We start from the raw sequence: 18,295 nt of genomic DNA, 5'->3' as shown, positions 1-18,295 counted from the left end.
CCAGGGCCGGGCAGAGCCGCTGACCGGAGGTCAGGAGGCCTTGGCCTTGGGCTTGTCCTCGGTCTTGGAGGCGGCGGCGACCGGCGCCGGCTTGGCCGCCTCGTAGAACTCCTCGCGCGGGGACTCCAGCGCGCCGAGCGCCACGACCTCACGCTTGAGGAACATGCCGAGGGTCCAGTCGGCGAAGACGCGGATCTTGCGGTTCCAGGTCGGCATCGCCAGGCCGTGGTAGCCGCGGTGCATGTACCACGCCAGCCGGCCCTTGAGCTTGATCTTCATCTTGCCCATGACGATCATCGCCACGCCCTTGTGCAGGCCGAGGCCGGCGACCGCGCCCTTGTTGGCGTGCTCGTAGTCCTTCTGCGGGAAGCCCCGCATACCGGAGATCACGTTGTCGCCGAGGACCTTGGCCTGGCGCAGGGCGTGCTGGGCGTTCGGCGGGCACCAGGCGTTCTCGTTGCCCGCCTTGCGGCCGACGAGGTCCGGGACCTGGGCGTTGTCGCCCGCGGCCCAGATGTAGTCGGTGCCCTTGACCTGGAGCGTCGGCTCGCAGTCGACGTGACCGCGGGGGCCGAGCGGCAGACCGAAGCGGGCCAGGGCCGGGTTCGGCTTGACGCCGGCCGTCCAGACGATGGTGTTGGAGTCGACCTCAAGGCCGTTCTTCAGCACGACGTGGCCGTCGACGCAGGAGTCCATGGAGGTGGAGAGGTAGACCTCGACCCCGCGGGCCTCCAGGTGCTCCTTGCCGTACTGGCCCAGCTTGGGGCCGACCTCGGGAAGGATCTTGTCGGCGGCGTCGACGAGGATGAACCGCATGTCCTCACGGGACACGTTGTTGTAGTACTTCGCCGCGTCGCGGGCCATGTCCTCGACCTCGCCGATGGTCTCCGCGCCCGCGAAGCCACCGCCGATGAAGACGAAGGTGAGCGCCTTGCGGCGGATCTCCTCGTCGGTCGTGGAGTCGGCCTTGTCCAGCTGCTCCAGCACGTGGTTGCGCAGGCCGATGGCCTCCTCGATGCCCTTCATGCCGATGCCCTGCTCGGCGAGGCCGGGGATCGGGAAGGTGCGGGAGACCGCGCCCATCGCGATGACCAGGTAGTCGAAGGGCAGCTCGTACGCCTCGCCCACCAGCGGGGCGATCGTGGCGACCTTGCGGTCCTGGTCGATGGTGGTGACCCGGCCGGTGAGGACCTCCGCCTTGGGCAGCACGCGTCGCAGCGGGACGACGACGTGGCGCGGGGAGATGCTGCCGGCGGCGGTTTCGGGGAGGAAGGGCTGGTAGGTCATGTACGACCGGGGGTCGACGACCGTGACAGTCGCCTCGCCGTAGCGCATCTTCTTGAGGATGCGCCGAGCTGCGTACAGGCCTACGTACCCACCGCCTACTACGAGGATCCTGGGACGCTCCGTGGTGCTCATGCCATCGAGTATCCACCCGCCTCAGGGGGGTCGCTCGTGCGCCCCTTCACAAGCTCTTGCAGCCCCTGTGCTACACTCCCCGGCCCGCGTGACGCAGGTCATGGTCACGATCGGGAACCGCGGCGGGCCACACCCCGTTGTCAATGCCGCGTGAGCTGCCTCTCTGGGTCCACGGACCCTCTGTGAGCGGGCCGGAACACCCTCCGGCGAGAGGCCGTGGAACCACCCTTACACCGGCCGTCTGAACATGTTCAAGGCCCTGTTCACCCCTCGGAAGGGTCAACCGGCACCGATACGCGCTTCGACAGGGCCCAATTCCTTGTGAAGAACTTCACGAACTTTCTTCGGCGGACGTCTCCGAGGCGTCACCGCGGCCCCGAAAAGCCCCCTCGGAAGCGCTCATACGCTAGCCCACCTGCTCAGCCGAAGCTACTGATCAGTAGTAAACGAGACCGGGACCACCCCGGGCCCGACGACGGCCCGTCACCGACCGTGCGGCGAGGGGCTGTTCACCCATCAGCCGCATTCAGCGCGCGCCCGGCGAAAACCGTGCATAGCGTGCAGCCATGATCACCTCACGGAAGGCCCTCAAGCGGGCCAGCATGCGAATAGTCACCGTCGGCGCTGCCCTGGGCATTGCCCTGACCGCGGGATCAGCGTCGGCCGCCTCCGCCGCGGACCACCACAGCCACCACGGTCACCACCACGGCCATCACCACCACCACCATCACCACCACCACGGTGATGGCGGCGACGGCGGACATTGCGGCGGCCTCATCGTCCTCCTCTGCAACTGACCGACAGCCCAGCACATGGGCTCAGACAACGGCCCCGGTTCCTCTCACGAGGGACCGGGGCCCTTCCATGTGCTACGCCGCGCCCTACGCGTCCTCAGCCACCTTGAAGGCGATGCCGTCGAGGATGTCGTGCTCGCTGACGACGACCTCCTCGGCACCGATCCGCTCCATGATCGCGAGCAGCACCAGCGCCCCCGCCGCGATGACGTCAACCCGCCCCGGGTGCATGGACGGTACGGCCGCGCGCTCGGCGTGGGTGGAGTGCAGCAGCCAGTCGCAGATCTCGCGGACCCGGTCGCGGTCGATCCGGGAGTGGTGGATGCGGGTCGAGTCGTACTCGGGCAGGTCCTGCGCGATCGCCGACACCGTGGTGACCGAACCGGCGAGCCCCACCAGCGTGCGCGCCTCGCGCAGCGGCACCGTCTCCTCGGCGAGGTCGAGCGCCGCCTCGATGTCGGCCCGCATGGCCGCGATCTGCTCCCCGGAGGGCGGGTCGCAGACGACGCCGTCGCGGACGAGATGACGCTCGGTCATCCGCACACAGCCGACGTCCACGGAGCGCGCCGCGCGCACGTGCTCCTCGCCGACGACGAACTCGGTCGACCCACCGCCGATGTCCACCACCAGGTAGGGCCCCGGCAGATGATCGTGCTCCGCCAGCTCCCTGGTCGCCCCCGTGAAGGAGAACTCGGCCTCCTGGTCCCCGGTGATGACCTCCGGCTCGACGCCCAGGATGTCCATGACCCCGCGGACGAACTCGTCCCGGTTCTCGGCGTCCCGCGAGGCGGAGGTGGCGACGAAGCGCAGTCGCTCGACGCCGTGCTCCTTGATGACCGCCGCGTACTCCCGGCAGGCGGCGAAGGTACGCTCCAGCGCCTCGGGCGCGAGCCGGCCGGTGCGGTCGACGCCCTGGCCGAGGCGCACGATGGTCATACGGCGGTCCAGGTCGGTCAGTTCACCGCTCTCCGGGTGCACGTCGGCGACCAGGAGCCGGATGGAGTTGGTACCGCAGTCGATGGCGGCGACGCGGGTCATGGGGTGCCCTTCCGAGGTACGGGACATTTCAGCTGGACAGGAGTTTCGAGGGGGGCGTTCACTCCGCGGCGGGAACCACGCACGGCCCCTTGCTCCACCACGGCGGCAGCATCGCGAGGGCCTCGTCCCCCAGCGGATTCACCCCCGGCCCGGCAGCCAGAGAGTGCGCGACCAGCACATGCAGGCACTTCACCCGGTCCGGCATCCCGCCCGCGCTCGGGAAGCCCGTCAGCTCCTCGATCTCGTCGCGGCGCCGGATGTAGTCCTCGTGCGCGGCGCGGTAGGCGGCGGCCAGCTCCGGATCGGCCTCCAGCCGCGCCGTCATCTCCTTCATCACGCCGTTCGCCTCCAGCGTGCCGATCGCCGACGACGCCTTCGGGCAGGTCAGGTAGTACAGCGTCGGGAAGGGCGTGCCGTCCGGCAAGCGGGGGGCCGTCTCGACCACGTCCGGCTGCCCGCAGGGGCACCGGTGCGCGATCGCGCGCAGCCCGCGCGGCGGACGCCCGAGCTGCTGCTTGAAGGCCTCGACGTCCGCGTCGGTGGGCTCGGTGCGCGGAGTGGGCGGCGGGGGCGTTTCCATGCCTGTCTTTCCATCGTCTTCTCGTCGGCGATCCGTCGGCCGGTCCGGACGATCGGTTCGCTTGTCTCGCTGATCTCACTGGTCGGCGGCGTCGGCCTTGTCGACCCCGTCCCAGATGTTCGTGTACCAGGGGCGGTCTGCCTCGCCCTGGTCGGTCCGCGACTGCTTGGCCGCGTCCGGGTCGATCACGACGTAACCGATCTCCCCGGGCATCACATAGTGCAGCCGCTGCCGGATCTGCTGTTCGGCGTACGCGTCGTCCTGCCAGCGTGCCTTGGTGTCGCGCAGCTGCTCGACCCGCCGGGCGGCCTCCTCCTTCTGCCGCTGCATGTCGGCGATCTCCGCGCGCTGGGAGACGTACTGCCTTATCGGGTAGGCGAGCGCCACGACGAGTGAGCACAGGACCAGCGCGAGCAGCGCGGCGCGCCCGGTGAGCCTGGACCGCTGGGCCTGCCGCTTGGTCTGGGAGCGGTAGACACGGGCCGCCGTCTGCTCGCCGAGCAACCGGATCCTGGTCGCTGTGGAGAACCGGTCCCGGTCCTTCACGGCCATGTTCCCCGCCTCCCGTTTCACACGCGTACGTCCCCGCACACGGTACGGGACCGAGTACGGGGACGTACGTACGACTGGCTAAGCCTTAACCCGGTATGGGGCTAGGTCAGCCCTTGAAGCGCGGGAAGGCGCTGCGCCCGGCGTACACCGCCGCGTCGTCGAGGATCTCCTCGATGCGCAGCAGCTGGTTGTACTTGGCGACGCGCTCGGAGCGGGCCGGGGCGCCGGTCTTGATCTGGCCGCAGTTGGTGGCGACGGCCAGGTCGGCGATGGTGACGTCCTCGGTCTCGCCGGAGCGGTGGGACATCATGCACTTGAAGCCGTTGCGCTGGGCGAGCTCGACGGCGTCCAGGGTCTCGGTGAGCGAACCGATCTGGTTGACCTTGACCAGGAGCGCGTTGGCCGCGCCCTCCTCGATGCCGCGGGCCAGGCGCTCGGGGTTGGTGACGAACAGGTCGTCGCCGACGAGCTGGACCTTGTCACCGAGCTTGGCGGTGATGGTCTTCCAGCCCTCCCAGTCGTCCTCGAACAGCGGGTCCTCGATGGAGACGAGCGGGTACGCCTCGACGAGCTCGGCGTAGTACTCGGTCATCTCGGCGGCGGAGCGCTCCTTGCCCTCGAAGACGTACACGCCGTCCTTGTAGAACTCGGACGCGGCGACGTCGAGCGCGAGGGCGATCTGCTCGCCGGGGGTGTAGCCGGCCTCCTTGACGGCCTCCAGGATGAGGTCGAGGGCCTCACGGTTGGAGCCGAGGTTCGGGGCGAAGCCGCCCTCGTCTCCGAGGCCGGTGGCCAGGCCCTTGCTCTTCAGGACCTTCTTCAGGGTGTGGTAGACCTCGGCGCCCCAGCGCAGGGCCTCGGAGAAGGACTCCGCGCCGATCGGGGCGATCATGAACTCCTGGATGTCCACGTTGGAGTCGGCGTGCGAGCCGCCGTTCAGGATGTTCATCATCGGCACCGGCAGCAGGTGCGCGTTCGGGCCGCCCAGGTAGCGGAAGAGCGGGAGGTCGCTGGCCTCGGAGGCGGCGTGGGCGACGGCGAGCGAGACGCCGAGGATGGCGTTGGCGCCGAGGGAGCCCTTGTTGTCGGTGGCGTCCAGGTCGAACATGGCCTGGTCGATCAGGCGCTGCTCGGTGGCGTCGTAACCGACCAGCTCCGGGCCGATCTGCTCGATGACGGCGAGGACTGCCTTCTCGACACCCTTGCCCAGGTAGCGGTTCTGGTCGCCGTCGCGGAGCTCGATGGCCTCGAAGGCGCCCGTCGAGGCGCCGGACGGGACGGCGGCACGACCCGTGCTGCCGTCGTCGAGGCCGACCTCGACCTCGACCGTGGGATTGCCTCGGGAGTCCAGGATTTCCCGGGCTACGACGACGTCGATGGACGGCACGAGCATCTCCTTCGTGGATGTGACGCTGGTAGTGCGGGGCGGTGAGCCTTGCGACTAGAGCCTAACCGCCTCGGGGACCTCGGCAGCCGACCGACCGTCCCGTGGACAGGACCGAACGGTACCCATTGTTTCCCGCCGGAACAAAGGGTCGGTGACATAAAGGGTCGGTGACAAGAAGGGTCGGTGACGCAGAGGGGTCTGACACAGAGGGGTCTGACACAGAGGGGTCTGACACAGAGGGGCCGGTGACACGGCGGGAAAGAAAAACCCCGCCCCGGTGCGTACGGGGGAACACGCACCGGGGCGGGGAGCCCGTGGGGGACGGGGGAGGCCCTCACGAGGTCTTCACTATGAAGGCCACGGACGGCAGAGCGCTGCGGTTCAGCGGCAGGCCGCAATACTTCGTTACCTCGGCCTGCCGCGGCCCCGGATTACTTCAGGTGCAGCTGCTGACCCGGGTAGATCAGGTCGGCGTCCTCGACGATGTCCTTGTTCAGCTGGAACAGCTTCTCCCAGCCGCCCTTGACGTCGTGCTCCGCGGCGATGGTGCTGAGGGTGTCGCCCTTGACGACCTTGTACTCGCCGTCGCCCTTCTTGACCTTCTTGCCGGTCGGGGTGGTGACGGTCTTCGTCGACTTCTCGGCGGCCGGGCGCTCGGCGGAGCGGGAGGCGCGCTGCTCGGTCGAGCCGCTCGACTGGTTCGAGGCGGTGCTGCCGGAGGAGCTGCTGCCGGCGCCGCCGCTGTAGGGGGCGCTGGACAGGTTCACACCGCAGTGCGGCCAGGCGCCCTTGCCCTGGCCCGCGAGGACCTTCTCGGCGATCTCGATCTGCTGCGCCTTGGTGGCCTGGTCGGCGGTGGCGGCGTACTGCGTGCCGCCGTACGCGGCCCAGGTGGAGGCGGAGAACTGCAGACCGCCGTAGTAGCCGTTGCCGGTGTTGATGGACCAGTTGCCGCCGGACTCGCACTGGGCGACGGCGTCCCACTCGGCGGCGGTGGCGGCGGAGGCGCTGCCGGCCGCCATGAGCGGGGCGGCCACGGCGGCGGCGCCGGTGACGCCGACGACGGCTATGGCGCGAGCGGCCTTGGACGGACGACGGTGCTTGCCCTTGCCGGAAAACAGCATGGAGAGATCCCCTCACCGACGCCTGCGAGGTGAGCTGTCGGGTTCGGGCCGGTTGAGTTGCCCGGCCGCGCACCGCTGGTGCCTGGTGCGCGACTTCACCCCAAGCCGACTCCGGCCGTCCGACCCCGAAGGGCCTCAACTGCCGGACCCGGCGCCTACCTTGGGTCCCCCGCTCCTGCCTACGGCGCTTGACGCGACGACTGTTCCCGTGCGGCCGCTGGCAGGATTCGGCGTTGCGGCAGCCGGGGCTCGCGGTGGCGAGCGGTCATGACCGTAGACACGCGTTTCGCCGAATTACAAAGACGATCAGGGCTTCTGAGATCTATCTCTCACTGCATCTAAAACGGACATTCAGGTGTGAAGCGGGACCCGAACTCCCGCTGCTTTTCGCCCTATTCGGCAGGGACTTCCAGGGTCTGACCGGGGAAGATGTGGTTCGCGTCAGTACCGATGGCGCGCTTGTTCGCGTCGTAGAGCGCGGACCATCCGCCGTCGAGCTCAAGGGAGTCGGCGATGGACGCGAGCGTGTCGCCGGCGCGGACGGTGTACGAGGCATGGCGGCCGGAGGACTTGGCGGCGGTGTCGGTGACCCCGCTCTCGTCGGCACTGGCACCGCGATGACGCCCGGAACCACTCGCTCCGGCGTCGACCGCCCCGGTGTCGACGAGGCCCCAGGAGCCCGCCCCTTGCTCCCCATCACCCTCTTCTTCACCCTCGGCCGTCTCCACCGGGGAGCTGTCGGGCGACTGCGAGACCCCCGTGTCGGACGACACATCGGACTTCGCGGAGTTGTCCGCCTTGTCGGACGAGGAGGGCGAAGAGGAAGCATCTTGCGACGATTCGGACGAATCGCTGGATGACTCGCCGGACGAATCGCTCGGCGTCCCGGAAGAACCGCTGGGCGTACTCGACGCGTTGGACGAGTCGGCGGTGTTCGACGGGTCGGCTGAATCGGCCGAGCCGGACGAGTCGGATGAGCTGGAGGAATTGGACGAATCCAGCAGACCGGAGGAACCGGACACCTCGGAGGGCGAGTCCTCAGCCACTCCGGTGTCGAGGTCGATGGATCCGGAGTCCTTGGTGAGCCCGTTCACGATCGCGCAGGTACCCCAAGGGGCGGTGCCCTGGGCCGCCAGGAGCTTCTGAGCCACGGAGATCTGCTGGGAGCGGCTCGCCAGGTCGGGGCTGGAGGCGTAGTCGAGACCGCCGTACTGCTCCCACTCGTCCTGGGTCAGCTGCAGTCCGCCGTAGTGCCCGTTGCCGGTGTCGGCGCTCCAGGAGCCGCCGCTCTCGCACTCGGCGACCTTGTCCCACACGGTGCCGTCGGCGGCGCTCGCGCCCGTGGCGCCGAGGAGCGGGATGGCGATGGCGGAGCCGGTCACTCCGGCCGCGACGAGGAGTGCCGGAGCCTGACGGGGGCGACGGTGACGACCGTTCCCGGAGAGCATGCGGGGACCTTTCGCGAGACAGCGATGACCGGCGCGACAGGTGGTGCGGGGCGCCGCGCTGATCCGTGAACGTATAGGCAGTCGATCACTTGTCACAAGTTAATGCCGCGTAGATCACGTGAAGATCACAGACTTGAGGGCTCTTCATCTTTGGGTGTGCGAGACGGCAATGCGGGGTAGGCAGAGCAGTTCGCTCCTACGGGATTGGCGTGAACTCCACTGGCAGCGTGCGCAGTCCACGCATGATGAGCCCGCCCCGCCACCGCAACTCGGCCGGGTCCACCGCGAGTCGGAGGTCCGGGAGGCGGGTGAGGACGGTGGCGAGGGCGGTCTGGCCCTCCAGGCGGGCGAGCGGGGCGCCGAGGCAGTAGTGGATGCCGTGGCCGTAGCCGAGGTGCTGGTTGTCGCGGCGGCCGAGGTCGAGGACGTCGGGATCGGCGAACCGCTCCGGATCCCGGTCGGCGGCGGCCAGGACGACCAGGACCGGGTCGCCGGGTGCGATGCGCTGCCCGCCGATGGTGAGCGGTTCGGTGGCGAACCGCCAGGTGGCGAGCTCCACGGGGCCGTCGTAGCGGAGGAGTTCCTCTACGCCGGTTTCGAGCAGGCCGGTCTCCTCGGCGGCGAGGGAGGCCTGGAGGCGGGCGCGCTGCTCGGGGTGGGTGAGCAGGGCGAAGGTGCCGTTGCCGATGAGGTTCACGGTCGTCTCGAAGCCGGCGAACAGCAGGATGAAGGCCATGGCCGCGGCCTCGTTCTCGGTGAGGTGCTCGCCGTGGTCGGAGGCGCGGATGAGGCCGGAGATGAGGTCCTCGCCGGGGGTGGGCGTGTCGGGGAGTGCCTCGCGCTTGCGGTGGATGAGGTCGGCGAGATAACCGCGCATCTTCTTCACCGACCGCGCGACGCCGCCCCTGGGGCCGCCCTGGTGGCGGATCATCATGCCCGCCCAGTCCCGGAAGTCGTCCTGGTCCTCGCGGGGGACGCCGAGCAGGTCGCAGATCGCGTAGATGGGGAGCGGGAAGGCGAACTCGTGGATGAGGTCGGCGGTCCCCTCGGCGGCGAACTGGTCGATGAGGTGGTCGGTGAGCTCCTGTACGCGGGGGGCGAACTCGGCTACTCGGCGCGGGGTGAAGGCCTTGCTGACCAGCCGGCGCAGGCGGGTGTGGTCCGGCGGGTCGATGTTGAGCAGGTGCGTCATCAACTCGGCCTTGCGCTCACCCGGAATGCCCGTCTTGCCCTTGGCGTGGGCGGGCTCGTCGTGGTGGGCCGGGTTCTTGGAGAGGCGATTGTCGGCGAGGGTCTGCTTGGCGTCGGCGTAGCGGGTGACCAGCCAGGCCTCCACGCCGCTGGGGAGGCGGGTCTTGTGGACGGGGGCGTGGTCGCGGAGCCAGGCGTAGGCGGGGTAGGGGTTGGTGGCGAACTCCCAGGTGAAGAGGTCAGGGCCTGCGGAGCTGGGGAGCGGAGGGTGGGGCTGGTTGGTCACTCTTCGACGGTAGCTGGCTTCCGAGGCCGGCCTTGCGGAGGGCGGAGAGGGCGGGAGCCGCCCGTTTGGCGCCCGCCTCGACGGCCGTGGCCAGCCAGTGTTCGGCGCGGGAGAGGAGCAGGAAGCCCAGCTCGGACTTCGCAGCGATGCTCCCGGCGAGCGCGGCCGTCTCCAGCTGGCGAAACGCCTCGATGTATTCACCGCGGTCGGCCAGGTACTCGGCGAAGCCCATGCCCATGCGCGGATTCCGCTCGACAAGTCGGCGGTACCAGTGCTTCGCGTCGGCGTCGTCACCGGCCCAGCCGGCGAGTGTGGCGAGTACGTACAGGTCAGGCTCGTCCGATGTCCGGACGGCCGCACGGCCGGCCCGCACCACGTCGTCGAACTCGGCCGGACTGTGCTGTTTTGCCACGTCGGCCAGGACCAGCCACAGGTGGGCGTCCGACAGCGGCCTGTCCGTGGAGAGCGATGCGTTCGCCACGAGTGCCCCATTGGCCCGCCAGGTGTCCTTCTCCTCACCGGGGACGAGGAGCCCGGCGACACCGAACCGGGGCTTGACCGCCCACGCCAGGTCGTCCTCCACCTCTCCTTCAGGGGACAGTTCGTCCCACTCCAGGTGCTCACCCTGGATGTACTTCCACACACTCAGCGGCAGTGCTCGCGTCAGCCCGCAACGAGCCGCGTCGACCGCGGCCCGCACCAACAGATACCCGCCCGGCTGCCCCGCCGGACGGCGTGCCCGGCGCCACTCCTCCCAGAGCTCCGGACCGAGCGCGAGGAACTGGGTGACCCCCAGCTCGCCGCGCCGGCGCACGGCTTCCTGAAGCAGGGGAGCTCCGGTCTGCTCAAGGCGTGACAGCTCCGTTTCACTCCAGCGGCAGGACAGCTCGACCGCGCAGGCCCCGCTCAGAACACGGTCGTTGTCGTGGTCGCCGAAGCGGTAGGCGTCGTACGCCTCGTCGCGCATGGTGGCAAGGACGAGCACGCCCGGCTGGGTCAGCTGAGCCAGGAGGGCCGCCGTCAGTCCCTGCTCGCCCAGGTGGCCCTCGAGGTCGTCCAGCCACACCACATAGGTGCGCTTGCTGTCGCGGCCTCCCAGTGCGGCGGGAAGGCCACTGAGGTCCGCGCCGGGAGGGGCCTGGAACAGGCGGATGTCCTTGCTCACGGCACGGTTCAGCACGGCCCAGGCCGTGCTCGTCCTGCCGGACAGCGGCTCGCCGGTGACCACGATCAAGCCGCCGTTCTGCAAGCCTCGTGCGAACAGCCTGTCCAGTTGGGCGTCGCAGTCGCGCGGCACGTACGGCGGCAGCACGGGCTCGTCGCCGGATCGGTGGGCTGGGCGGACACCGAGAGCGAGCCGCCGGAACTCGCCGAACTCGGGCCAGCCGTCTGCGCGGGCGGACCCGGTGGGCACGTGGCTGTAGTTGTTCTGGACGCCGATGACGGGGCCGTGGAAGGTTCCCTGGCTCAAGTCGACATGGTCACGGGCGACGTGAACCTTGTCGTGCGTGCCGGAGCCGACGATCGACAGGGCTTGACCGCACTCAGCGCAGCCGGCCTCACTCCTGGGCCGGTAGTCGCTGCAGTCGGGGCAGTGGACAAGCTCCGGCCGTCGCCCTAACTCCCGCCCCATACAAGCTCCCGCGTCTCGCACCCACCCGTTGGTCCCACGGTACTAACCAGAAAGCCCCTCAGCAGCCCGCACCGCATCCCGATAAGCCCGCGCGGCGACCCGCAGTGCCGCCTCCGGATCCACCCCGGCCGCCTCCGCCCGCACCGCCATCGCGAGCAGTTCGTAGCCGATGCCCTCTCCTGTCGGCAGCGGTACGTCCAGGCCCGCCGTCCGGACCCGGGACGCCAGCTTCGACGCGAGTGCGAGGCCCGGCTGGCCGAGGGGTATGCCCTCCGTCACCGACTCCCGCTGCTTCTCGACCGCCTTCGTGCGCAGCCAGTGCTCCTTGACCTCCTCGGGGGTCGTCGCCGTCTCGTCCCCGAAGACATGGGGGTGGCGGTGGATGAGCTTGGCGACGATGCCGCCGGCCACGTCGTCGATCGAGAAGGGCTCCTCCGCGTCCTCCTCTGCGATGCGGGCGTGGAAGACGACCTGCAGCAGGACGTCGCCCAGTTCCTCGCGGAGCTCGTCGCGGTCGCCGTCCTCGATCGCCTCGACGAGTTCGTACGCCTCCTCGATGCCGTACTTCGCCAGGCCCTTGTGGGTCTGCTGGGAGGACCAGGGGCACTCGGCGCGGATGCGGTCCATGACCTGGACGAGGTCCAGGAGGCGGGCGCCGGGCAGATCGTAGGAGGCGGGGAGCAGCTCCAGCGCCGGCATGCTGACGCGTCCGGAGCCCGCGAGGCGGGCCAGGCCGTCCGTCAGCGCCGGCTCGCCCTCACCCGTCGCGACGACCACGACCGTACGGCCGCCGGCGCACGCGTCGATCAGTTCCTCGGCGGTGGGGGCGGCCTCGTCGACCGTGATCCCGGCCTCGCGCAGATAGGGCAGCTGCGGATGCGCACCGTCCGCGCACAGCACACGGTCGGCGCCGTGCAGCGCCTGCCAGGCGGGCCAGGACAGCAGGCCGGGCGCGACCCGGTGGCTGGTGGTGAGCAGGACGATGCGGCCTGGGGCGGCTTCGGGACTGGTTGCGTTCACTCTCCGAACGTAACCCACGCCGCCGACAGCCCCAGGAGTTGTCCACAGGCTGTGCGGACCCGCCCGCCGTTACGCCGTCTGCCCCGTGCCCATCGCCGTCACCTCGCGCACCCACGGAGTCTTCGCGTCGGCCCGGCTGCTCTTCTGGACGTCCCAGGTGCCGTAGCGCGGGTTGAGGGAGATGCCGAGGTCCTTGGACGCCTTGGCCAGGGCGTTCCAGAAGGCGGGCTTGCCGGTGTCGGTGCCGAGCTTCTCGGCGAGTTTCTGGGCCTCCAGCTGGAGGCGGAGGTTTTCGTCGAGGCGCTGCGGGGGGACGCCGTACTGCTGCATCCAGGCCGTCTCCAGCGCCTTGGCGCCGCCGACCTGCTCTTCCAGGTCGGCGCGCATCCGCTGGAGCTCCTTGCGGGTGATGGTCACGCCGGCGTCCTGGGCGGCGTGGTGCAGCACCCGGTCGAGGACGAGGTTGTGCAGGACCTCGCGCGGGAGGGTGCCGGACTTGGCGATGACCTGCGCGTACTGGGCGTCGTCCGACACGGCCGCGCGCTGCGCGGCGCGCACCTCGCCGACCCTGTTCTCCAGCTGGGCGACGGTGATCCGCTGGCCGCCGACGACGGCTGCCGCGCCGGGGTGCGCATCGTTTCCGCAGGCGGTGAGCAGGGGGGCCGCGGCGATCGCGGCGGAGAGGAGGAGCGCGGTGCGACGGCGGCGGTGCAAGGAAGCCTCCCGAGGAGATTGTGCGACGGTGCACAAAGTCTTGCGGTGATCGATGGTAGGCAGTGGGCAAGCTCTGGCCAACCCATTCGACCAACGATTCATCAGGACTTCGGGCATCGCAGCACCGCCCGTACGGCCGTCACCGGACCTTCGCCGCCCACGCGCGCGCGTGCGGGCGTGGGCGGGTGCGTGCGTGGGCGGGTGCGTGCGTGGGTGCGCGTGAGTGCGTGCCGGGGCCTGTCCGGTGGGTCAGGCTCTAACCGCGCACCTGCCCCAGCCACTGCAGCGTCCGGCGGATCTCCGCGGCCAGCGGGTGGCTCGGGCCGTGCAGGCGCTCGACGTCGTGCAGCAGGCGGGCCAGGGTGTCGTGGGCGGCGGGGCGGTCGCCCAGGGCGAGCAGGAGGTGGCCGATGCGGCGACGGACGTCGTGGGCGAGTTCGGGGTCGTCGCCGGAGACGTACTGGTTCTCGTAGTACGGCAGCAGCGCGCGGTACTCGGCGAGCGCCGCCGCCGGTTCGCCGAGCTGTTCCAGGCAGTGGGCGGCGTCGTAGCGGAACCGCAGGGACTGCGGGTCGGCCTGGCCGGCCTCGGCGGCGCGCTCGTCGGCGAGGCGGCGCAGTTCGGGCAGCGCGCGCCGGTACTGGCCGTCGTCCATGAGCGTGGCCGCGTACTGCTTGCGCAGGGTGCGCACGACCGGGGAGTGCTCGCCGTGCTGCTCGGCGGCGGCGGGCAGGATCGCGCCGAGGATGTCGACGGCCTGGGTGATGCGCCCCTCGCCGAGGAGGCGCTTGACCTCGTCGACGGCGCGTGCGACGTCCGGCTTGTCGGTGGCGGGGGTGAGGGGTGTGGCGGGGGCGGGCTGGGGCGCGGGGGTACGGGCGCGGTCCGGCCAGGGGGCGTGGGGGCGCAGGAAGGGGCGGGTGGGGTCGAGGGGCGCTCCGGTGGGGGTCCCGCGCGCGGGCAGGAGCTGCGCCAGGTGCTCGTACACCTCCTGCGCGGAGGCGGGCCGGTGCTGCGGGTCCTTCGCGAGCAGGCGCAGGACCAGGGCTTCGAGTGCCTCGGGGACCTCGGGGCGGATGCGGCGCACGGGCAGCGGCGGCTCGTACAGGTGCCGGTGCAGCACGCCGAGCGCCGTCGAGCCGGAGAACGGGACGTCGCCGCTGAGGAGTTCATGGAGCAGTACGCCGAGTGCGTACAGGTCGGTGTACGGGCCGACCGCGCCGCCCATCGCCTGCTCGGGGGCCATGTAGGCGGGCGAGCCGATGGGGGTGCCGGTGTGGGTGAGGCGGGTGGTGTCGGCGTCCATGACGGAGGCGACGCCGAGGTCGAGGACGGTGACCGTGCCGTCCTGCTTCACCATCACATTGCGCGGTTTGAGGTCGCGGTGGACGATCGGCACGGCGTGTACGGCGCTCAGCACGGCGCACAGTTGCGCGGCGACCGCGACCGCCCACTGCCACGGGTACGGGTCGTGTTCGGCGAGATGGTCGGAGAGATCGGCGCCGTCGACGTACTGCATGACGAGGAAAAGCTCCTCGCCCTCGCTGCCCGCGTCGTGCACCGTGACCAGCCCGGGGTGGTCGACCTGGGCGGTCACCCGGCACTCGCGCACGAACCGGCGGCGCAGCTCGTCCGCCTCCTGCCCGGCCACCTTGTCCGGGCGCAGCAGCTTCACCGCCACGCGCCGGTCGAGCCGCTGGTCGTACGCCGTCCAGACCTGTCCCATGCCGCCCTGTCCGATGAGCGTGGACAGTTCATAGCGGCCGGCGACGACACGTCCTGTCGCCACGGTCACCTTCCGCCCTCGTGGTCGCCGTCCTGCCGGCCGTCGTGCTGGCGCAGGTAGTCACTGAGCTCGTCGAGCTCGGCACGCACCTGGTCGATGCGCGCGGGCGCGGGGCGCTGCGGGGCCGGGGGCGGCGGCACGGGGGTGTGCTGGGCGGCGTCGCGGGACATCGGCGTCGGCGGTGCGGGCGTGCGGGGCAGCGGGGGCGAGGGCGGTGCGGACGTTTGGGGCAGCGGCGGCGACTGCGGCGTCGTCGAGGCGGCGTACGGAGACGGTGCCTGCGGATAGCCGTACGCCGGGGCCGGCGGCTGCTGCCCTCGGTAGGCGGGGAAGCGGAGCTGGTGGAAGTGACGTATGTCCGCGGAGAGGTAGTACGAGATCGAGAGCACCAGGCCGCCGATGACCAGGGCGAAGCCCGTCCAGCCGCCGGCGGTGTGGATCTCCTCGCCGGGCTCGGACCCCATCAGGTAGAGGCCGAGGATCTCCACCACGATCGACAGCGCGAACAGCCCCCAGTCCAGCGCCTTGCGGGTCACGATGGCCAGGCGCAGCATCATCGTCCACATCAGCAGGCCGAAGCTCAGCACCGAGATCACGACGAAGAACACGCGCAGGAAGACCAGCCACCCGGTCGGTGGGGGCTGCTTCACCGGCTGCGTGTAGCCGTGGCCTTGCATGACTGCTCCTGATGCCTGAAGTGGGCGTACGGGGCCGACCGGCCCTGCCCGGTACGGGGCAACCTCGGTCGTGCGATTGTCGCTTCGAGCGTATAGGTCGACACCGACATACGGTCAGCGGTTGTACCGAACCGTTGTCGTGCTGATCACTTCGTACGACGGTGCAGGTCGCGCGGAGGCTCGGCTTCCGGCTCAGTCGGGCGCGACCGTCCCGTCCGTCAGGCCGTCGTACATGCCGCGCACGAGTTGCGCGCCGAGCCGCCCGGCGTGCCTGAGGGCCCGCTCGAACTCGTCGAGTGCGCGAAAGCGCGCGCCGTAGCGGCGTTGTTCGTCCAGCGGGAGCCGGGGCAGTTGGAGCCGGCGCACGTCGAGGCGGGTGGCGGTGGAGGCGTAGCTGCTGGCCTGGCGGTTGTTGGCGGTGCCGCGCAGGAAACCGGCGAGGAACCAGGGGTCGAGCGCCGTGGGATCGGGGCGCAGCAGCACGAGGCTGCGCCCCAGGGCGGCGCCCGCGGTCGCGTCGTCGATCACGCGCGCCACCGAGCCGCCGCCGAGCACCGGCACGACGACGTCGCCCGGCTCGGTCAGCACGGCTTCCTCGTCGCTCTCGGGAAGCGTCCCGGAAGGGGCCGTTCCGGCCAGTACGTCGCTGTCGGTGAGAACGGGCACGCGCGCGTGGCCGCCGTTTCCGCCCGTGCGCATCACCAGGGCGCCCCCGCGCGCGAGTTCGCCGATGGTGGTGAGCGGCCAGCGCGGGGCGGGCTGCGCGGCGTCGGCGGGCGGCGGGGTGAGCTCGGCGGTCAGGCGCAGGGTCTCGCCGAGGCGCTCGCGCACGGCCGTGAGCTGTTCGGCGCCCTCGGCGGCCGTGGGCGGCGGAAGGTGGCGGGCCGGGGCCAGGTCCACCTCGTCGTCGAGGAGCTCGATCACGGGCAACGAGCGGGCCAGCCCCGGACGTTCGTCGAGCGAGCCGGTGCGGTCGTGGACGCGCCAGGCGTCGAGGACGGCGTCCCGCACCGCCTGCCAGTCGGGTCCGCCGCGCCCCTCGCCGGCGAACTGCCCCACGTCGGCGAGGAGTACCCGCGGCTGCCCGGGCGCCCGCTCCGGCCGGCGCAGCACCCACAGGTGGAGCGGGATGTTGTACGGCGGTGCCGCGCCGACCGGCAGGGCGATGACGGCACGCAGCGCACCGCGCCGCAGCAGATCGGCACGGATACGGCGGCCGGAGCGCCGGGAGGCGGCGGCGGGCGGCATGAGCAGGACGGCCGTACCGCCGTCCTTGAGGCGGGCGAGCGCATGCTGCACCCAGGCCAGCTCGGACTCGTTGCGGGCCGGGAAGCCGTACTCCCAGCGGGGGTCGTAGGCGAGCTCGTCGTGGCCCCAGTTGCGCTCGTTGAACGGCGGGTGGCACAGCACGGCGTCGGCGCGCAGCTCGGGGTGGGCGTCGGCGCGCAGGGTGTCACCGACGGCGCCGCGCACGGCGGCGTGGGTCTGCAGGGCGAGCCGGAGCGCGGTGAGCGCCGCGAGGTCGGGGGCGCTGTCCTGGGCGTACAGCTCCTGGTCGGGGCGGGGGGTGACGGCGCGCAGGAGGGCGCCGGTGCCGCAGGCCGGGTCGAGGACGGTGCGGGCGGGGCCGGCCAGGTCGGCCATGAGGACGGCGAGTTCGGCGGGGGTGAGCGTGTACTGGCGCGGGTTGGCGTCCAGGTGCCGGCCGAGCAGGAACTCGAACGTCTGCCGGGCACCGAGCTCGGCGGCCAGCTCGGCGGCGCCGCGCAGGAGGGGGGTGGAGGGGAGGAGTTCGGGGCCGGTGGGGAGGCGTAGGGCTGGGGTGGCCGATACGGCTACGGCGTGAACGCTTGGCGGAGTGTTCACAGAGCGCGCGGTGTTCACGGCGGGAGCGCTGTGAACACCGGGAGTCGCGGAGGGGGCCGCCGACGGAGTGTTCACAGCGGCCGATCCGCTCGCACCGGAGTCACGGTGAACGGGCGCGTCCGCGTTCACAGAAGCCGGAGTGTTCACAGCTGAGCCCGCGCCGCCGGCGGAGCCACCGTGAACGCCACTCTTACGCCCCGGACCCGCGGCACCGCCCGAGCCACCGCCCCGGCTGCCCTGGCCGCCCCGGCCGCCCCGCCTCGCCACCGCACCGAACCTCGGCACGAGCACCTGCTCCAGCGCCTCGGGCAGCATCGCGGCGAGCCGCTCGTCGGAACCGGCGCCGACCTCCAGCCAGACCGTGGGCCGGTCGTGGATGAGCAGGAGGACGCAGCCGGCGTGGATGAGCGCCGTGACCGGGCCCTCGGGGTGGCCGGCCAGTTGCTGCCAGACGCGTTCACGGAGGGGGACCTCGGCGAGTTTGCCCTGCTTGCGCAGCCAGGCCTCGACCTCGGCGAGGGCGAAGGAGGGGCTGGTCTCGGTGCCGCCGACCGGCTTGGGGAAGTCGGCGTGCCGCCGCCGCCAGTTGCTCACGGCGGCACGGCCGACGCCGGCGAGCCGGGCGATCCCGGCGGCGGTCACCTCTGTCGCGTTGTCCTGCACGCGCCTGCTCCCCTCATCGTCCCGGCGTCAGCGCCCCCGGGGTGTCCACGTTGACGGCCCGCTGGGGGCGCGCATTGGAGGCCTGGCCGGGGGGCCTGCGTTGGCGGCCTGCGCCGA

At 71.1% G+C, this 18,295-nt stretch carries 14 protein-coding genes and 1 riboswitch; all 14 genes read right to left on the bottom strand.

All coding sequences use genetic code 11. The annotated features are described in order from the left end of the window. Nucleotides 1-30: 30 nt before the first annotated feature. The gene (locus AQI70_RS25520) at nt 31-1,419 is read right to left on the bottom strand and encodes an NAD(P)/FAD-dependent oxidoreductase (RefSeq protein ID WP_062153966.1); all 1,389 of its coding nucleotides are present in this window, start codon (nt 1,417-1,419) and stop codon (nt 31-33) included. Nucleotides 1,420-2,300: 881 nt separating this feature from the next. Then, nucleotides 2,301-3,251 (bottom strand): Ppx/GppA phosphatase family protein, encoded by a 951-nt coding sequence (locus AQI70_RS25515; protein WP_062153965.1) that lies wholly within the window; start codon nt 3,249-3,251, stop codon nt 2,301-2,303. Nucleotides 3,252-3,309: 58 nt separating this feature from the next. Beyond that, nucleotides 3,310-3,831, bottom strand: a complete 522-nt coding sequence (locus tag AQI70_RS25510) for a DUF501 domain-containing protein (protein ID WP_004000627.1) — start codon at nt 3,829-3,831, stop codon at nt 3,310-3,312. A gap of 75 nt (nt 3,832-3,906) precedes the next feature. Beyond that, entirely contained in the window at nt 3,907-4,383 is a 477-nt protein-coding gene (locus tag AQI70_RS25505; protein WP_062153963.1) for an FtsB family cell division protein, read from the bottom strand. A 106-nt stretch (nt 4,384-4,489) separates the two neighbouring features. Continuing rightward, complete coding sequence (gene eno / locus AQI70_RS25500; RefSeq protein ID WP_107117084.1) at nt 4,490-5,770, bottom strand: phosphopyruvate hydratase; 1,281 nt, start codon at nt 5,768-5,770, stop codon at nt 4,490-4,492. A 431-nt stretch (nt 5,771-6,201) separates the two neighbouring features. After that, complete coding sequence (locus tag AQI70_RS25495) at nt 6,202-6,894, bottom strand: LysM peptidoglycan-binding domain-containing protein (protein ID WP_062153959.1); 693 nt, start codon at nt 6,892-6,894, stop codon at nt 6,202-6,204. A 4-nt stretch (nt 6,895-6,898) separates the two neighbouring features. After that, nucleotides 6,899-7,091: riboswitch (cyclic di-AMP (ydaO/yuaA leader) on the bottom strand. A gap of 195 nt (nt 7,092-7,286) precedes the next feature. Continuing rightward, entirely contained in the window at nt 7,287-8,342 is a 1,056-nt protein-coding gene (locus AQI70_RS25490; RefSeq protein ID WP_062153957.1) for a LysM peptidoglycan-binding domain-containing protein, read from the bottom strand. Between the two features lie 196 nt (nt 8,343-8,538). Beyond that, nucleotides 8,539-9,819, bottom strand: coding sequence for a cytochrome P450 family protein (locus AQI70_RS25485; RefSeq protein WP_062153955.1), 1,281 nt, complete (start codon nt 9,817-9,819; stop codon nt 8,539-8,541). Beyond that, on the bottom strand, nt 9,773-11,290 hold the full coding sequence (locus AQI70_RS25480; RefSeq protein WP_062153953.1) for an SEL1-like repeat protein: 1,518 nt from the start codon (nt 11,288-11,290) through the stop codon (nt 9,773-9,775). Before AQI70_RS25480 ends, AQI70_RS25485 begins: the two co-directional genes overlap by 47 nt. A 204-nt stretch (nt 11,291-11,494) precedes the next feature. Then, on the bottom strand, nt 11,495-12,472 hold the full coding sequence (locus AQI70_RS25475; RefSeq protein WP_062153951.1) for a nucleoside triphosphate pyrophosphohydrolase: 978 nt from the start codon (nt 12,470-12,472) through the stop codon (nt 11,495-11,497). Nucleotides 12,473-12,541: 69 nt separating this feature from the next. Further along, a complete protein-coding gene (locus AQI70_RS25470) occupies nt 12,542-13,186 on the bottom strand; it encodes a SurA N-terminal domain-containing protein (protein ID WP_062153949.1) in 645 nt (214 codons plus the stop codon). A gap of 256 nt (nt 13,187-13,442) precedes the next feature. Then, nucleotides 13,443-14,939: a serine/threonine-protein kinase gene (locus AQI70_RS25465; protein ID WP_279616764.1), complete on the bottom strand. Its 1,497-nt coding sequence runs from the start codon at nt 14,937-14,939 to the stop codon at nt 13,443-13,445. 38 nt (nt 14,940-14,977) lie between these two features. Beyond that, nucleotides 14,978-15,649, bottom strand: a complete 672-nt coding sequence (locus AQI70_RS25460) for a hypothetical protein (RefSeq protein ID WP_062153945.1) — start codon at nt 15,647-15,649, stop codon at nt 14,978-14,980. Between the two features lie 192 nt (nt 15,650-15,841). After that, nucleotides 15,842-18,178: an N-6 DNA methylase gene (locus AQI70_RS25455; RefSeq protein WP_062153943.1), complete on the bottom strand. Its 2,337-nt coding sequence runs from the start codon at nt 18,176-18,178 to the stop codon at nt 15,842-15,844. Nucleotides 18,179-18,295 lie beyond the last annotated feature (117 nt).

This window comes from Streptomyces curacoi (assembly GCF_001513975.1).
GTDB lineage: Bacteria > Actinomycetota > Actinomycetes > Streptomycetales > Streptomycetaceae > Streptomyces > Streptomyces curacoi.
The sequence above is the reverse complement of the archived record's forward strand: the minus strand, read 5'-3'. Positions and strand labels throughout refer to the sequence as shown.